The sequence below is a fragment of the Spirosoma areae genome (assembly GCF_054781775.1).
In genome coordinates, this window is the sequence record NZ_BAAGTT010000043.1 from 24,721 (window position 1) to 40,275 (window position 15,555).

The window sequence follows — 15,555 nt, forward strand, 5'->3', positions numbered from 1 at the left end:
TTTACTTCTTTGTGTATTCGCCCACGCGGGCATGAATGGCTTCGACGGTTCGGCGGGCGGAGGTGAAGGCTCCAGCCATCCAGGCGGTCAGATAGGTGGTGTGTTCCCCGGCAAAATAAATGTTGCCATCGGGTTCGAGCAGGGATGGATAGAATTTACGGCGCGTATTGTCATCGTAGGTTGCCCAGCCGCCCCCGCTATACGGCACCCGGTGCCAGGCCAGCGAAAACGAATTCTCAAACTCAGACGGGTACTGCGGGTGAATTTTAATGCCCTGCGTTAAGGCCAGTTTTTCGCGGTCGGCAACGGGCATGGCACCGACGGCTTCGGCCCGGCTGTAGAAATTATAATAGCCGATGAGCACCCCTTTTTTTCCCTGAAAACCGTATGATGGGTACCAAATCTGATTGATGTCCATGTTGGTGCGCGAGATACCCCCATAAATCCAATCATCCTCCTCCCAGAACCGGCGTTTGAATTGCAACCCAATTTTGCCGGTTTTGATGTAGGGCACAAAATCGGCAGCCCGCTTCACCGTACCCGACAGGTCGGATTCGAGGTTTTTCAACATCGGCAACGGCAACGTACAGACGCAGAACTCACCGGCGATTTCTACCGGTTTGCCTTCTTTCTGATAAACAACCCGAACGCCATTTTCGGTCTTGCGTAGTTCCCAAACGGGCGCGTTGAAAATAATCTTTCCGGTCAGTTTCTTCTCCAGCGCTTTCGGAATGGCATCCATGCCGCCAACGGGTTGCAGAAGCGTTGTTTGCTGCTCGTAGATATAATCACCAACATTATAGAACACAGGCTGCATGAATCCCGACCGCAGCAAATCCGTTAGCCCAAACGGGTCGGTCATGTCGCCGGGGGTTGATCCGGCGCCGGGTTCGGCTTTGGTTTTGTAGCCGCGCCGGTTGGTGCCTTTGTAAAGGTGCGCGGTGTTCAGATCGCCCTCGTTTTTGAGGAAATCAATTAGTTTCTCAACATCCTCTTTGGTTAGTTGCTGGTCCAGCGTCGACTGGTCGAGAGCCTTGGCAAGCAACTCGGCGGTGTGGCCGCGCATGTCGTTATGATACTCTTTAATACGCAGCCGTCGGTTGGCGAAATCGCCCGTACCCCCCTCGTTGTACAGATAGGCGGCTTCGTTATTGCCATTGAAGATTTGCAGCGGCACCTCCAGTTCGCGGCAATACTGTAGGGTCAGTTGGTGATGGTGCGGAATTCGGGCAGCCCCGCCATTGAAATAGAGTCCGTCTTCAAAGGAGCATGTTTGAGCTGTACCGCCGTTTAGTTCGGTCTCTTTAGTGCCACCGCGAATGGTCCAGACGCGCCCTCCCGAACGGGAACGGGCTTCCAGAACCGTGCAGTCGTAGCCAAGCTTGCCGAGTTCATAAGCCGTTGCCATACCGGCCAGGCCAGCACCCAGAATCACCACTTTTCGCCCTTTTCCGTCATTTGACCGGCCATTGGCGGGCAAATTCAGGGCCGACGCGGGAGCGGGTTGCAGCATTCCCCACGCCAGCAGGCTGGCATAACTGGCACTTGTTGAGTTGATAAAGTCGCGTCGAGTCATTCAGTTCATGAACAATGTAGAATAGATAATGTACAATGAGCAGATTAGGACAGGGTAAAACCCTTATTAATTATCCATTAGCCATTTTTCAGCCCACTACCTTTTTAAATCCGTTCATAAATGTGGCCATCTCATCCATTGTGCCGACGCTGACACGGCAGTACGGCTGGCCATTAAAATCGCGGGTTTGAATCCCAATACTTTGTCCAAACATTTGATTCTCAAACGATTTGGTTTTCATGCGAATTGGAAACAGAATGAAGTTTGCCGCTGATGGAATCACCTCATAGCCCATATCGGTCAGGGCTTTGGTTGTATAAGCACGGGCTTTGGCATTTTCGGCCCGGCAGTGGTTCTGCCATTCGGTGTCTTTATAGCTGGCAATGCCAGCCATGAGCGTGGTGATGCTCACCGCAAATCCGGCGTTGGTGTAGGCATTCAGGGATTTCAGCATCTCGGGCTGTGCAATGGCATAACCCAGGCGCAGGCCCGCAAAACCGTGAATTTTTGAAAACGTCCGGGCTAAAATTACATTCAGTCCCTCAGCTACGAGTTTGCCAAGTTTCGGACGGTCGGCGGGTTCGTAGAAATCAAGGTAGGCCTCGTCGATAAATACCGGCACTTTAGGGGCTACCTCGCGGCAGAATGCTTCGAGGTCAGCCGTTGGAACGATGGTACCCGTCGGGTTATTCGGGTTCACGATGTAAACCATTTTGACGTCAGGCGTAAGGGCGGCCTTAATCGCTTTGAGGTCAAATTTGTAGTCTTTCGTCATGGGCAGGGCCACAACTTTGGCACCAAACCGTGTCGAACGTTCGAGCAAATCGTCGTAGGTCATTGCACTGGTCAGGATGGTGCCACCGCCTTTGGCAAAGTAGTTGGCGGCTGCCATCAGGATATCTGATGAACCCGGCGAAATCAGAATGTTCTCCTGCTTCACACCCTCGTCAGCAGCGATCAGCGATTTTAACTGCGCGAACTCCAGGATGGCGTAGCGATTCCCACTATCGACGGCTTTGACGAGGGCTTCTTTCGCATTGGGCGACATACCCAGCGGATTCTCATTGGCGAACAGACGGGTTCGCAGTTTCAGCAGTTTCTCAAACGGATCATCGGCGAAAGCAAACTCATTGGTGAACCCCGAAACGAATGGAGCATTGGGGTGGCTGGCTTGGGCGGGCGTAAATCGGCTCAACCCGAAACCGGCTGTCAGAAGACCACTGGCACGAAGCCAGTCCCGGCGAGTTAGTTGTGAAGACATAGTTTTTGTATTTATTCTGGATTAAATAGGCCTAAAGATAACTATAACTCCTTAGTAGATAGGGTTTTGTGAAAGTACGAATTATTGCCAACAAAAAAGCTGCCTTTAGGGCAAAAATTCCTCAAATTAATTCTGCTATCTTATAAAATCACCAAATTATTCTACTGCATTAACCAACTATTTAGAATAAAATTTCTCGTTTTATACCTAAATTCCCTTTAGCGAATCATTTAGCGAACGGTATATGGGCGTTGGGTGGTCGGCGGGGAGACTAAGCGATCCGTTTCCGATTCAGGAGACGAACGGGTATTTTATCACCCACTAAACTAAAAAAGGTCTGCGCGAACACCGACCTTTTTTAAACGCTTAGATTCTGGCACTACTTGCTATAAACAAATTGTATACTAAATTTCATTAACTCATTTTGCTTCGTTGCTGGGTTCATCAATGAATCTTCTATGTCAATAATATTACCGGTCAAATGGGGTGTAGCCGAGCCATCGTAATTCAGCGTTGTCTGGTCACCATTGTCGTAGGTTAAATTTAACGCAGTGCCGGAATATATCCAGGTGCCGGAATACGTTGAAACAAATGTTCCAGAGCGATCCGTAAATGAAAACGTTTTATCGGGCTTAATCTCATAACTATCGTTAACGCCATAAAGGACAGGGTCGGCTTTCTGGCCGTTGACCGTCGAGAAAGCACCGGTAAGACCACTCCGCAGAACATAATCAGTTGACCAGTTTCCTACGACAAGTTCCTCGGGTTCGGGGTCGCTTTTTTTCTTACAGGAATTCAGCCCGGCAAACGAAACCAGCAGGTACAGGGCATACACGTAACGCTTCATAGTTTGTTGATTTTATGGGTTATGATTAAAAAGAGGATGAGTGCTGGCAAGCTACAAAATAAACTAAGGTAGTTTTTTCAGCAGGGCAACCAGTTATCTAATGGCCCTGGTAGTTAGATAATTTGTGGAATTTTATAGCCTGAAACAAGAATATACGAACGCAGCGAGTTGCTCCGTTCGAGAACTGTAGCTGTTTGTATTTAGACGTATTTTTAGAATTCAGTTACCTGAAATACAAAAATGACCGATGGATGCCCATCGGTCATTGTCAAGTATACCTTATCGCTCTGGTGAGCCAGCTATCTAATTACTGCTTGCTATAAACAAGTTGTACACTAAATTTTACTAATTCGGTTTTTTTCGTTGTTGGGTTTGTTAATGAGTCTGATACGGCGATAACGTCACTCGTTAAATGTGGCGTAGTGGTAGACCCATCATAATTCAATTTGGCCTGGTCACCATCATCATACTTTAAATTTAATACAGTTCCCGTATAATCCCAGGTGCCGGGATAAGGTGTAATTACGGCACCGGACCGATCAGTAAGTATGAATGTTTTATCAGCCTTAATCTCATAATTATCATTAATCCCATAAACGAGCGGATTAACTTTCTGGCCGTTGCCAGCCGCAAAAGCGCCTGTAAGGCCACTCCACAGCACGTAATCAGATGACCACTTACCCACCACCGGTTCAGGCTGGGGGTCGCTTTCTTTCTTACAGGAATTTAGCCCGGCAAACGAAACCAGCAGGCACAGCACATATACATAACGCTTCATAATCAGTTGAATTTTAGCGATTGACATCAAAAATAGGACAAGCGTTCGTAAGCTACGAAAAAAACAAATAGTGTGATACGCACTCTACGCGGAAATTGGTCTGATTGATGCAAATGACTGGCCTTTATGCATAATCAGCGCTTCTACCGCAGGTTTGGCACGGGCAATACCGGCAAACTCTCATTGCCATCATCACTCACCGACTGCACGGCGAAGTAATAATTATCCTTCGAGTAGGGCAGTGTCATACCCAGTTTAGTGGTATAAAATTTCTTTTGCCAGAAGGGCCAGTATGTTTCGCGCATGAGCACGTAATAGCCTTTTGTCTTGCCAAACTTCGGGGCCTGCCAGTAGAGCGCGGTGGAATTAGTCAGGTTCCGAACATCAACCGTTACCTGCTGCGGTATGGCTGGTGATTTAGCCAGATTAGCCAGCGTGGCGAGGTTAACCGCCGTGTTTTTTCGGAGGTAGTCGAAGTCCATAAATTTGGCATAGTCGCCGTATTCGATGCCATCCTGCATTCGCAAATCCTGGTGCTGGTGTTCGTAGTTTTCGTTCATTTCGGTCAGGCGCACGGCGGCAAACCCGCGCTGCACAAACGGCGTATGATCGCCCCCGCGCAGGTAGCGGTCGTTCCGATACACCATCACGACTTCCAGATTCTCGACATAGCGTTCCCCAATTTCTTTCAGGTACCGGGCCAGTGTGCGGGCTTTGCCATCGTTCTCATTGCCAAACTGCCGAATCTGCCCGACGCGCCCGGTGGTGTCTTTCAGCAAAACGGCGGGCAGACCTTCGCTGAAAACGCGCAGCCGGGTATTGTCCATGATGCGGGTTTCATTGGATTGATTACTGCCCATGATGTCGTTATTCAGCACGGCCTCCACGTTCCAGTTTTCTTTTACCGCCCGTTCCGAGAGATGTTCGGCTCCCAGCAAGCCCTGTTCTTCGCCCGTTAGGGTAACAAACAGAATGGTGGCCGGAAATGACGATTTGCTCATCACGCGGCAAAGTTCAATGACGGCGGCTGTGCCAGAACCATCGTCATTGGCGCCGGGTGCGTCCGATTCGCGGTTCATCACGTTCGTTACGCGGCTGTCCATGTGGCCCTGCACAATGAAAACCCGGTTATCCGTCGGGTCGGTGCCTTTCAGCGTTGCCATCACATTGCCCATATTGGCGGGCTTATCGACCCGCCGGCCGTCGGGCTGGAGTGTCCAGGTATCGAGTGCGGCCGTTAGTCGACCGCCCGATTGTTTAGCATATTGCCCAAATTTCCCCAGAATCCACTGCCGGGCCGCGCCGAGTCCTTTTTTAGCGGGTTGTGCACTGGCGTCGGCAGGCACACTCAGGGTGTGGCGTGTACCAAAGCTGACCAATCCGTTGACGTGCGCCCGCAGGCTATCGGCCGAGACCTGATTGATTAACTCAGCAATTTGCGGGTCACGAGTAAGGATGGCTGTTTGTGCGTTTAGCCGTGGCGAAAAGAGAAAGCAAACGATGAGCAGCAGACCGGTAGTTTTCAGTTGCATAGGTTTGGTTGATGATTGAGTTAACGAAGCTACCAAAAAAGCGCAAACCGAGGGCCTGCGCGTTTCTATTTATCAGTCCTAAAGCGCTCAGAACGACCAGGCTATTCCCGCACCCACAGCCGTTCGGCCCGTAAGTGAGACTGGTGCAGCCGAAAAGCCGATGCGTGGTTGCCGGAGCATTTCATTATAGCGCGTTACGGCCTTGTTAACCTGCCTGTTGCCAATAATCGACAGGGTTAACGAAGCGGCAATGGAGCCACCATAAACCGTCCAATAGACGCCGTTGGCCCGATTGCTGCTTAGAATAATGTAGGCTAATGGCACCAACGCTGTCAGGCGGCTGAGCGTTGTCATGGTGCGGAACGCCTTGAAATGGTGGCTTACGGTAGGGTCGTTGAGTTCGTAGAAGGGGATTTCGAGCGAGTAGGGCGACGAGAGTTTTTTCCCACCGTAATAATAAACACCGCCGAGCGACGATGACCCGAAAGCCCGTTCGATGGGCAGCAGGTGCGCCGGAACCGGCACCGTTCGGTAGTGCGAGGTATCATCGTCGCGTCGACGCTGGGCGTGTGCCGATAGCGAAAACGCGGCAAGCAGAATGATAAGTAGTGTGAATGGTTTCAAAATAAATCAGTCGACAAATATCTCTTTGATTACCTGTTTAATCTCCTCAATCTCCTCCGTTAATAGGTGGCCAAGCACTTTTGTAATCCGTAACCGGTCAATTGTTCGTACCTGGTCAAGCATAACCCAACCGCTTCGTCCGCCAGACTGTAGCTGAACACGGGAAGGGTAAATTTTAGACGTTGAGGTCATGGGAGCAATAACTACGGTATTGACTTGCCGGTTCATCTCATCTGGCGAAATGACCACACAAGGGCGGGTTTTTCTGACCTCGCTGCCAACAGTTGGGTCAAGATTTACCAGCACAACATCATATTGGCTGACTACCAGACCTCCCATGTCTCATCATCGAATACATCAGGAATCAATAGGCGATCATCACCATTTTGGTGCATCTGACGGAACGCGTCCTCCCAGCCTTCGCGCGGATTGCGAACGGGTCTGAGCACCAACCCATCCTCCCGCATTTCAACCTCCACCGAATTGCTAATCTGATATTTATCCAGAACCGTTTTGGGAATACGAATGCCTTTTGAATTGCCTATAGAAACGATAGCGAAACGCATACATATAGTGATTACGTTGTAATTACAAACGTACTAAAACTCAGATTAATTTCAAAATCAGAAAAGGCCCGAACGGGCTTTTAACCCGGCCGCGCCTTTTCTGATAATTAAACAAGATTTCCAGGACAGGGGTTGTCCACTGGGCTGGCTTTCCGGCCGCGTTACGTTACTTCACCACTTTCAGCGTTCCCTGCATCAATGACGAGTGGCCGGGGAAGGTGCAAACGAACTGGTAATCACCGGGTTCGGTGGGAGCGACAAAGAAGATCGTTTCGGCGGTTTCGGGTTGCAGAATGTTTGTGTGATACAGCACACTGGGCGTGTTGGGCACATAGTTCATTTTGGGGCCATTCAGGTTGAGCCGCAGGGCCAGATCGCCGACGGGGGTGGCCATGCCAGGTTTCGTAATGACGCAGTTGTGCAGCATGTCGTCGTTGTTGTTGAAAACAAGCTTCACACGGCTTCCGGCTTTTACTTCCAGTTTCTCCACATCGAATTTCAGGCCGGGCTTCGTGCCGATGGTTACGGTTTGGTCGGGGCCGTTGGTCCAGTCGGCGGGTTGCTCGGTTAGGCGTTTCGTGGCTTTGGGGGCAGTTGCCGCCATTTTTCCCATCTTCCCTTTTGCGGTTGTGGGCATCGTTTTGGTCGATGCCGTAGCCATCATCTCGGCGTGGTTATGGTCGGCGGCAGGTTTTGGCCGGGCGGCAACGGTTGCTTTCTCGCCGGGGGCAATGGCGTTAAGCGTGTAGTAGCCGGTTGGGTGAAGTAAGGGCAAACTACCTGATGCCGACCGAACCCCTTCGGCTTTTACCTCATGAATATAGCCTTCGCGCAGGGTCGTATCAGCCACAAGGCGGGCACTTAAGCCATCGGCCGCGACGAGCACTCCCCGGATGGGCACGGGCCGGGCATTTTCAATTGGGCTACCGTATGTTTTGTGGTATTTATAGGTAAAGCTATTCAGGCTGTAACTGTCTGGATTTTCGGCGGTTTTGCGGTCAACCGGCAGGGTAAAGGTGACCTCGAATCCATCGGGTTTCGAGGTAATCGTTTTCATCTCGAAGGGCGTTTTCCCCGTCCAGACCAACCGCTGAATGCCATAGGAATCTTTCCCGGTAGCGGCCCAGCCCCGGCTCGTCATACCCACGAACATGGACCCATCCTGCCCCCAAACGGTGCGGATAATGCCCGACTGAAAACCTTCGCGGAATGGGAAACAAGCCCCCTGCCACTCGCCATTTACCTTTTCCAGGGCCACCCGCATAATTTTGCTGTGCCCCTGATCGCCTACGAATACTTGTCCCGCAAACGGACCGAACGCCCCTTTTGTCGTATCTTCCTTAAAATCAGACGTCGAAATGCCCATCAGTGTGTGCGGGAACCAGATAGCCGGAACTTTCAGATTTTTAATCGTTTTGGCTACTTCGTGCATGGGTTTACCCGTGCTGGGAACATCTTCGGGCTTGAGGGTCAGGGGAGAACCTGCTTCGCCCGACCAGCGAAGTCCCGCCGGATTACCCGCAAAATCACCTTTTTCGAGGTGGGTCATCCGACCCGACCCGACCCAGTCGCCCTGGTTTTCGGTGTAGAAGATGCTGCCATCGTGAAATACACCGAATCCTGCGGGGGAGCGAAGGCCAGTTGCCCAGGGGGTCATCTCCCCTTTCTCGTTTAATTTAAGCATCCAGCCCCGCCACTTGGCCAGACTGGCGCCAAACCCAATCCAGTCGAGGTTGAGCGTGATAACCATATCGCCATCGGGCAGCAGAAGGGGGCCGTAGCTATACTCGTGGTAGTTACCCGACAGCGGCCATTTATAGAACGAGCGATACTCATCGACTACCTCGTCGCCATCGTTATCCACTAATTTAGTCACTTCGCCCCGCTGGGTGCAAAGAAAATAGCCTTTAGGATGCCACATCAGACCCAGCGGCTCATGCAAACCCGACGCAATTTTTTTGTAGGTCGGCACGCGGCTGCCCTGCATGTAGGGGTTGCCAATAAGCCAGACCTCGCCCCGGCGTGTACAGGCCGCCAGCCGCCCGTCGGGAAGTGGGGCCAGGCCGCCTACTTCGAGTTTGATGTCCTCGGGGATGGGCAGGGTAACGATTCGGTAATAATCTTCTTCGGCCGCCGGGCGCTGGGCCAGGGCAGAATTGGCGAAAGAGTAAACGAGTGAGAGAGCGAAAAGAAACGCGGCAGAGGGTAGCAGCGTTTTTAGTCTACATTGTTCATTATTCATTCTACATTAGTTTTTTAGGCAATGCGTAATCCATTTTGGGTTAGGCGTTCGGGTTGGAGCAGTGTTACGGTGCCCTCGTCGGTAACGGCGCCCAGTACCAAACATTCGCTCATAAACGTGGCAATTTGTTTTGGCGGGAAATTAACCACCGCAACGACCTGTTTGCCAATCAATTCGTCAATCTGATATAAGCTGGTTAGTTGGGCCGATGTACGTTTGATGCCCAGTTCGCCAAAATCAATTGTCAGTTTATACGCTGGTTTTCGGGCCTTCGGAAAAGCGTCAACGGCAACTACGGTGCCCGTGCGAATGTCAATCTTCTCAAAGTCAGCCCAGTTGATCATCTCTGTAAAATCATTTTTTGTCATGCTGACAAAAAAAACTATGCCACTCCTATTTTTAAAATACAATCGAATACTGCACCGCCCCCGTACCGTTTTTCAGCTCAACGGGTAGTAACAACTCCTGCTTACCGTTGCTCTGCCGCAATTTCACGCTGGCTTTCGGATCGAAACGCACAAAATAACTACGGTCATTAATGGCATACAGGCCTTTACTTACCTCCTCAACTGATGCTCCGGCGGCAACCCGGCAATAGGGTGTTCCATCGGGGGCGCCGGTTAGCGTCAGTGTGCGATCGAGGCCATCGCTTCCCGGACGAACTGCGTCTGTAACAGCCATGCCAGCCAGCCCGTATTCAACGGTTGGAAAACCTTCTTTATTGATCGTCAGTCCTTTGTATTGAAGCACATTTTCGCCAACACTATCAGGCCAGGGCGTGTTTTCATTCGTCATAATCATCAGCACCGATTGAGCAGGCAGGCGCGTGGTTACACCCAAAGGGGTAAGAACCTGTGGTTCACCCCGCTCATACCACATTTCGGTAACGTCGGCAAAATCGCCTTTCCAGGCTTGCAACAGGGCCATCTGGTTTAAGTCGAGGGTGTAGTGCATGCCCGTTGGGGACCCAACCGACAGGCTGTGAGTACGTTTGCTTTTCTCGCCCGGTAGCTGCACAAACGACCGGATAAGCTGCGGTTTCAGGTCGGCTTTTACGCTCAGAACCCCCACAGGGTCGGGGTCGGGCAACGAAGCCAGGGCGTGGAGGGGTTGTGGGCGCGTGCCAGCCTGCGAGACAAATAACCCTAAGCCCGGCCGGAACCACGACCGGGAGAAATAAACCCGCACGTCGTGTGGCCCGGCGGTTAGCGTAGCCTGACCCGTACTTGCCTGGCCCAGTTCGCGGTGGCTGGCTGGAATAACTTCTTTCCCGTCTATCCAAACGCCGGCTACGCCCCCCTGATTTAATTCAAACTGATATTCCCCGGCCAGCAGGGCGTTTAGTTTGCCCGAAAACAAAATAGTGTACTGGCGAGGCTGTCCATACGACACTTCGTAGTTCAGTTGGGCGGTTGTATCCTGTTTCAGAATTTTCCGGCGGGTAGCTTCCTGCGGGTCCTGAATGTAGCCGCCTTCCACAATGGTATAACTGACGGGGCTGCTCCACTGAGCTACATTGCGGGGCGACATAACCCGATACCCAACATTTCGGATGGCCACTGTGCCCTGCGGAGACAGTACGGTAAGCGGCCCTAACGTATTGTTCGTCAGGGTATAGCCCTCCCGGACCGTCACGCCGTTGAGGGCGAGTTTTTCGAGCATGGATGGACCTTTCCTACCACCGGTTTTGTACCATATCTCAACGGTTTGCCATAAGCCGGGGGATTTCATCAGGCGAGCCAGGTCGGGCGAATTCGCAAATGAAATAGCCTGACCCGTTGGCAAGGTTAGCGTGAGGTTTGCCCTGGGCGATAGCAGGACCTCGAACCGCAGCCGAAAATCGTCGGTTGGCGTCAGCAGGGTTAGCGGCTGGTTGCTGCCGGTTAGTACATTGCTGCCCGGCTGGGAGCGCATTGCCGATCCATCGGCGGTCGGCGATACTGACCCAACCAACTGCCACCCGCCCGGTCGGGTTAGTTGTGAAAGTGAAACGGCCGGTAAGTTACTCTGGGCATAGAGGGATACCGACAGCAGCCAGCCTAACGATAACGTCGCAGTCTGGCGAATAATTGACGCAACAGATTTAGTCATATACCCGAAAAGTAGAAAGACCCGCTTTGATACCCGTCAACAGTCAATAGTTTAGGGTCTGGAGGGTAAATTCCTGCTTAAAACGGTTATTCATACGCCCAGGCAGGCCATACGCTCAGCGCAGGCAACAGGTGCAGGTGCCTATGGCTCAGTTAGCAAACCGAACCTCAATAGCCTGCACGGCCCGCACCCAGCGGGAGGGCTTTTTCTCACCCGGAACGACCAGCCGGTAGGGTCCGACACCGGCGTTCATTGGCATACCATCGGCGCTGTCGGCCAGCAGAATCGTTTGCGTTGTATAGTCCGGGTCAATTTCGGGCAGGGCAAATACCACTTCGTAACCGTCGGCAGCTTTCACAACGACGTACTTCATTAGGTTTTTACCCCGGAGTTCACCGCCCAGCGTGGCCCCCGCCTGTCTGAGCAGGTCGACTAAGGGCACCCCCGAATAGCGATGCGTTTTACCATCGCGGTCAGTAGTTGTCAGGTCGGTATGCGGCAGGGCTTTCAACTCGGCGGCCTGTAGCGTTAGGGGTTTAGCTACTTCGCCGGTAATGGTCAGTACAGGGGATGTATTTTGTTGGGCGGAGGCTGGCTGAGTCTTCGTTAGCCCATTCGCTACCAGTAAAAGAGTAAATAGATATTTCATACATATCGTTATTTCCTGACAAAGATAACGAACGGTTCTGCTTTCAGGAACAACGCCATTTTTTTGTCATGTCTCCTGCATCAGCCTGACAAAAAGGAAACTACGCGGGCAAATAGGCCAGCTCGCTGGCCAGGAATTGCTGGAATCGTTCGTGGAGGGCCTGGTAATGGCTGAGGTACTTTTCGCCTTCTTCGGTCACGGTAGCCCCGCCCCCTTTTTCGCCCCCGGTTTGGGTTGTCACTACCGGTGCATCGGCCAGCGTGTTCATCGAATGTACCAGTTCCCAGGCCCGTTTGTAGGACATACGCATGGCCTTAGCCGCCTGATTGATGGAGCCGGTACGCTGAATATGACCCAGCAGTTCCAGTCGGCCAATGCCCATAAATCGCTCGGTTTTGTCAGGGGTAGTCGTTTCGAGCCAGATACGACCATTGATGCGGAGGTTGTTCATAAAACGAATTGTAGTCTCATAGATAGGGCTAAGTAGTAGGTATCTGCAACAGTTTTAAGAGTTCTATCGGTATATTCCTCTTGCTAATATCGCATTCCCAGATTCTGAAGACTGTCCACCCTCGTTGCTTTAACCGCTCTGTAACTAAAGCATCTCTATTCTTATTGCGTTCAATCTTCTTATCCCAATAGGCTTTATTAGCTGACGGCTTTGTATTTCTACAATCATGCCCGTGCCAAAAGCAGCCATCCGCGAAAATAGCGATGCGCTTCAATTCTTACACAAATAAGGTAAAGTGCAGTTACCAATTTGTATTAAGTCGCCGTAATGGTAATGATAGGTCAATCTTCTATAATCAACCAGATCACCCATCCAAAATATGTAGTTAGCGCAATTATGACATATTGGATGGAAATTGCCTAAATACCCCCCTGGCAAATTCTCAAACAAATCTTCGTGATCACATGAGTGGCATACCCAACTATCCGCTTCCCAACTATCTTCGTTCATTGTTTAAATACTGGCTGTGTAATTTACCTGCGTTATTTGCCGCTCAATCCGTTTAAAATGCATTTGATTAAACAATGGATTGAAGTAGCAATTATGGCGAGGTTTCTTATCAAAATCAAATACGATGAATAAACAGTATTCATCTTTAAGCTCCTCAGCAACAAAGTACTCTTTTTCAGTAAGTGTAATAGTACCAGAATGTTTAGCTAACCCTTTAACCTCAACGCAAAATTTCCTCAATCCATTTTCAGTAATCTCAAAATCATACCCACAAGCCATTAGGGTCGTATCTTTTATAGCATGTTCGCTAAAATCAGGAACAGACCGATAATTTATTTTAAAATATTCTTCTGCCGATTTTCCCGTTATTAACCGTTTAGCCACGCTTTCAGATTGGCTTTCTTTAGCACTATTTGTAAATTCCCGATTCGGATAATTTTCTGACGCTAATATGTATTTTACTAAACCAAAAAATTCGTTAATAGATAAGGCTGAAAATTCATCAAAAACGGGTTGGCAGTATCCTTTCATTTGTCGTCCGTGCCAGCCTCTACGCGGGTTTTGAAAATATGGGTCAAACTCATCTCTATAATTTTTTATCGTCGCTGGCTTCACGCCAATCGCATAAGCGAATGCGTTAAAAGCTTCCCAAAAACCATTAAAACCCAAAATAGTAAGTCCTTCCTTGTCGAATTTTGACAGGAACAAACCCAACAATATAGCTTTTGTACTAACCGATAATAGCCTGGCTTGCATGAATTTCTAACTATAGCCCCTTATCTTATCCGTAGATCGAACTAAAGCCCTGACCCCATTCTACACGGCTTTACCGCATAATAACCCACCAAAGCATATCTATTGGGATAACTACCTACAGCCTATTTAGCCGCTAAAATCTGCTGCGATAGTATCCGCTGTTTCAACTTCCGGTTGTACCTTTCGGGCGATAGTTCTCTCGCCTTGTTCGCCCTCTGTGCACTGCCTGTCTGCGCTACTCGGCGACCCGTTTCGGCTATCGTTCCGGTTATGGATAATGTCGAATTACTCTCCCGAATTCAGTTTGCGTTCACCATTGCATTTCACTACATCTACCCGCCCCTGAGCATCGGTTTGGGGGTTTGTCTGGTAGTAATGGAAGGGCTGTATCTGAAAACCAAAAACAAAGTCTACGAAGAACTGACCCGTTTTTGGGTGAACATCTTCGCGCTCATTTTCGGTATCGGCGTGGCTACGGGCATCGTCATGGAGTTTGAGTTTGGCACCAACTGGGCAACGTATTCGCGGTATGTTGGCGATATTTTCGGTTCTGCATTAGCCGCAGAGGGCATTTTCGCCTTCGCACTGGAGTCGGCTTTTCTGGGTATTCTGCTGTTCGGCTGGAACCGCGTTAGTCCGGGCGTACACTTCATGGCAACGGTTTTGGTGGCGCTCGGCTCCATTTTTTCGGCCCTCTGGATTGTGGTGGCCAACTCGTGGCAGCAAACACCGTCGGGGTATCGCATCGAGGGGCAGGGTATGCAGGCCCGCGCCATCGTGACCAACTTCTGGCAGATGGTGTTCAATCCGTCGTCCATCGAACGCTATTCGCATGTGCTGATTGGGGCTTTTCTGGCGGGTTCGTTCCTGGTGCTGAGCGTTAGTGCGTGGTACATCCTGAAAAAGAGATACCTCGTTCATGCTCAGGCGGCCTTTAGAATTGCGTTATGGGTAGCGGCCGTGTCGGCCCTGGGGCAGTTGTTTACGGGCCATAAATCCGCCGAAGTTGTCACCAAATACCAACCCGCGAAATTGGCTGCCATGGAAGGTCATTTCGAGAAGCTGGCGCCCGCCGATATGTATTTGATAGGCTGGGTCGATGCGAAGAATCAGCGAACAACCGGACTGAAAATTCCCGGCGGGCTGTCGTTTATGGTGCATCAGGATGCCAAAAAAGCCATTCCCGGCCTCAATAGCATTAAACCCGAAAATCGCCCAACGGCCATTAACTTCGTTTTCCAGACCTATCACCTGATGGTAGCCATTGGCATGACGCTCATTGGACTGACGCTGTTCAGTTTGTATTTGCTCTACCGAAAAAAGCTGTTTGAAACGCGCTGGCTGATGGGGGTTTTTGTCTTCTCGGTGTTGCTGCCGCAGATTGGCAATCAGGTTGGCTGGTACACCGCCGAAGTAGGTCGGCAACCCTGGGTCGTGTATGGCCTGCTCCGCACGTCGGATGCCCTGTCGAAGGCGGTCAAAGCGGAACACGTACTGGCTTCCTTAGTGATGTTCACGCTGATTTATGTGATGCTGTTCGGACTGTTTATTTATCTGCTCAACAAGAAAATTCAACATGGCCCGGATGTGGCCCCGGCTGGGGAAACATCCTCGCGCATGAATCCAGTTCTTAATTAAAGGCGAAAGAGTGAGCGAAAAGGCTGGCCCATTA

Annotated in this window: 16 protein-coding genes; 1 reads left to right on the forward strand and 15 read right to left on the reverse strand. The window is 50.7% G+C overall.

Annotation, left to right across the window (positions count from 1 at the left end):
- Window position 1 precedes the first annotated feature (1 nt).
- The 15 genes from ACYVI1_RS26225 to ACYVI1_RS26295 all read right to left on the reverse strand — a co-directional run bounded on the left by ACYVI1_RS26225 (window position 2) and on the right by ACYVI1_RS26295 (window position 13,883).
- The gene (locus ACYVI1_RS26225) at window positions 2–1,576 is read right to left on the reverse strand and encodes a flavin monoamine oxidase family protein (RefSeq protein ID WP_460913971.1); all 1,575 of its coding nucleotides are present in this window, start codon (window positions 1,574–1,576) and stop codon (window positions 2–4) included.
- 88 nt (window positions 1,577–1,664) lie between these two features.
- Window positions 1,665–2,837, reverse strand: coding sequence for a pyridoxal phosphate-dependent aminotransferase (locus ACYVI1_RS26230; RefSeq protein WP_460913972.1), 1,173 nt, complete (start codon window positions 2,835–2,837; stop codon window positions 1,665–1,667).
- 379 nt (window positions 2,838–3,216) lie between these two features.
- A complete protein-coding gene (locus ACYVI1_RS26235; protein WP_460913973.1) occupies window positions 3,217–3,684 on the reverse strand; it encodes a lipocalin family protein in 468 nt (155 codons plus the stop codon).
- 307 nt (window positions 3,685–3,991) lie between these two features.
- Complete coding sequence (locus tag ACYVI1_RS26240; protein WP_460913975.1) at window positions 3,992–4,462, reverse strand: hypothetical protein; 471 nt, start codon at window positions 4,460–4,462, stop codon at window positions 3,992–3,994.
- 143 nt (window positions 4,463–4,605) lie between these two features.
- Window positions 4,606–5,994 carry a M20/M25/M40 family metallo-hydrolase gene (locus tag ACYVI1_RS26245; protein ID WP_460913978.1) on the reverse strand — a complete coding sequence of 463 codons (1,389 nt, stop codon included), beginning with the start codon at window positions 5,992–5,994 and terminating at the stop codon, window positions 4,606–4,608.
- 87 nt (window positions 5,995–6,081) lie between these two features.
- Entirely contained in the window at window positions 6,082–6,618 is a 537-nt protein-coding gene (locus tag ACYVI1_RS26250) for a hypothetical protein (protein WP_460913979.1), read from the reverse strand.
- 6 nt (window positions 6,619–6,624) lie between these two features.
- A complete protein-coding gene (locus ACYVI1_RS26255) occupies window positions 6,625–6,957 on the reverse strand; it encodes a type II toxin-antitoxin system PemK/MazF family toxin (protein ID WP_460913980.1) in 333 nt (110 codons plus the stop codon).
- Window positions 6,942–7,184, reverse strand: a complete 243-nt coding sequence (locus tag ACYVI1_RS26260) for an AbrB/MazE/SpoVT family DNA-binding domain-containing protein (protein WP_460913981.1) — start codon at window positions 7,182–7,184, stop codon at window positions 6,942–6,944. Before ACYVI1_RS26260 ends, ACYVI1_RS26255 begins: the two co-directional genes overlap by 16 nt.
- 166 nt (window positions 7,185–7,350) lie before the next feature.
- A complete protein-coding gene (locus ACYVI1_RS26265) occupies window positions 7,351–9,426 on the reverse strand; it encodes a plastocyanin/azurin family copper-binding protein (protein WP_460913983.1) in 2,076 nt (691 codons plus the stop codon).
- 14 nt (window positions 9,427–9,440) lie between these two features.
- Window positions 9,441–9,770 carry a tRNA-binding protein gene (locus ACYVI1_RS26270; RefSeq protein ID WP_460913985.1) on the reverse strand — a complete coding sequence of 110 codons (330 nt, stop codon included), beginning with the start codon at window positions 9,768–9,770 and terminating at the stop codon, window positions 9,441–9,443.
- Window positions 9,771–9,825: 55 nt separating this feature from the next.
- Window positions 9,826–11,517, reverse strand: a complete 1,692-nt coding sequence (locus ACYVI1_RS26275) for a PA14 domain-containing protein (RefSeq protein ID WP_460913986.1) — start codon at window positions 11,515–11,517, stop codon at window positions 9,826–9,828.
- A 148-nt stretch (window positions 11,518–11,665) separates the two neighbouring features.
- Window positions 11,666–12,166, reverse strand: coding sequence for a molybdopterin-dependent oxidoreductase (locus ACYVI1_RS26280; RefSeq protein WP_460913987.1), 501 nt, complete (start codon window positions 12,164–12,166; stop codon window positions 11,666–11,668).
- A gap of 100 nt (window positions 12,167–12,266) precedes the next feature.
- Entirely contained in the window at window positions 12,267–12,617 is a 351-nt protein-coding gene (locus ACYVI1_RS26285; RefSeq protein ID WP_460913989.1) for a winged helix-turn-helix domain-containing protein, read from the reverse strand.
- A gap of 28 nt (window positions 12,618–12,645) precedes the next feature.
- Window positions 12,646–12,891 carry a hypothetical protein gene (locus tag ACYVI1_RS26290; protein ID WP_460913991.1) on the reverse strand — a complete coding sequence of 82 codons (246 nt, stop codon included), beginning with the start codon at window positions 12,889–12,891 and terminating at the stop codon, window positions 12,646–12,648.
- 239 nt (window positions 12,892–13,130) lie between these two features.
- Complete coding sequence (locus ACYVI1_RS26295; protein WP_460913992.1) at window positions 13,131–13,883, reverse strand: protein NO VEIN domain-containing protein; 753 nt, start codon at window positions 13,881–13,883, stop codon at window positions 13,131–13,133.
- A gap of 270 nt (window positions 13,884–14,153) precedes the next feature.
- Here ACYVI1_RS26295 and ACYVI1_RS26300 point away from each other — a divergent pair, with 270 nt between their 5' ends.
- Window positions 14,154–15,521: a cytochrome ubiquinol oxidase subunit I gene (locus tag ACYVI1_RS26300; protein ID WP_460913994.1), complete on the forward strand. Its 1,368-nt coding sequence runs from the start codon at window positions 14,154–14,156 to the stop codon at window positions 15,519–15,521.
- Window positions 15,522–15,555: the final 34 nt, after the last annotated feature.

Coding starts and splice junctions, on each gene's coding strand:
- ACYVI1_RS26225 (WP_460913971.1), bottom strand. CDS start 1,576: ATGACTCGACGCGACTTTATCAACTCAACAAGTGCCAGTTATGCCAGC.
- ACYVI1_RS26230 (WP_460913972.1), bottom strand. CDS start 2,837: ATGTCTTCACAACTAACTCGCCGGGACTGGCTTCGTGCCAGTGGTCTT.
- ACYVI1_RS26235 (WP_460913973.1), bottom strand. CDS start 3,684: ATGAAGCGTTACGTGTATGCCCTGTACCTGCTGGTTTCGTTTGCCGGG.
- ACYVI1_RS26240 (WP_460913975.1), bottom strand. CDS start 4,462: ATGAAGCGTTATGTATATGTGCTGTGCCTGCTGGTTTCGTTTGCCGGG.
- ACYVI1_RS26245 (WP_460913978.1), bottom strand. CDS start 5,994: ATGCAACTGAAAACTACCGGTCTGCTGCTCATCGTTTGCTTTCTCTTT.
- ACYVI1_RS26255 (WP_460913980.1), bottom strand. CDS start 6,957: ATGGGAGGTCTGGTAGTCAGCCAATATGATGTTGTGCTGGTAAATCTT.
- ACYVI1_RS26260 (WP_460913981.1), bottom strand. CDS start 7,184: ATGCGTTTCGCTATCGTTTCTATAGGCAATTCAAAAGGCATTCGTATT.
- ACYVI1_RS26265 (WP_460913983.1), bottom strand. CDS start 9,426: ATGAATAATGAACAATGTAGACTAAAAACGCTGCTACCCTCTGCCGCG.
- ACYVI1_RS26270 (WP_460913985.1), bottom strand. CDS start 9,770: ATGATCAACTGGGCTGACTTTGAGAAGATTGACATTCGCACGGGCACC.
- ACYVI1_RS26275 (WP_460913986.1), bottom strand. CDS start 11,517: ATGACTAAATCTGTTGCGTCAATTATTCGCCAGACTGCGACGTTATCG.
- ACYVI1_RS26280 (WP_460913987.1), bottom strand. CDS start 12,166: ATGAAATATCTATTTACTCTTTTACTGGTAGCGAATGGGCTAACGAAG.
- ACYVI1_RS26285 (WP_460913989.1), bottom strand. CDS start 12,617: ATGAACAACCTCCGCATCAATGGTCGTATCTGGCTCGAAACGACTACC.
- ACYVI1_RS26295 (WP_460913992.1), bottom strand. CDS start 13,883: ATGCAAGCCAGGCTATTATCGGTTAGTACAAAAGCTATATTGTTGGGT.
- ACYVI1_RS26300 (WP_460913994.1), top strand. CDS start 14,154: ATGGATAATGTCGAATTACTCTCCCGAATTCAGTTTGCGTTCACCATT.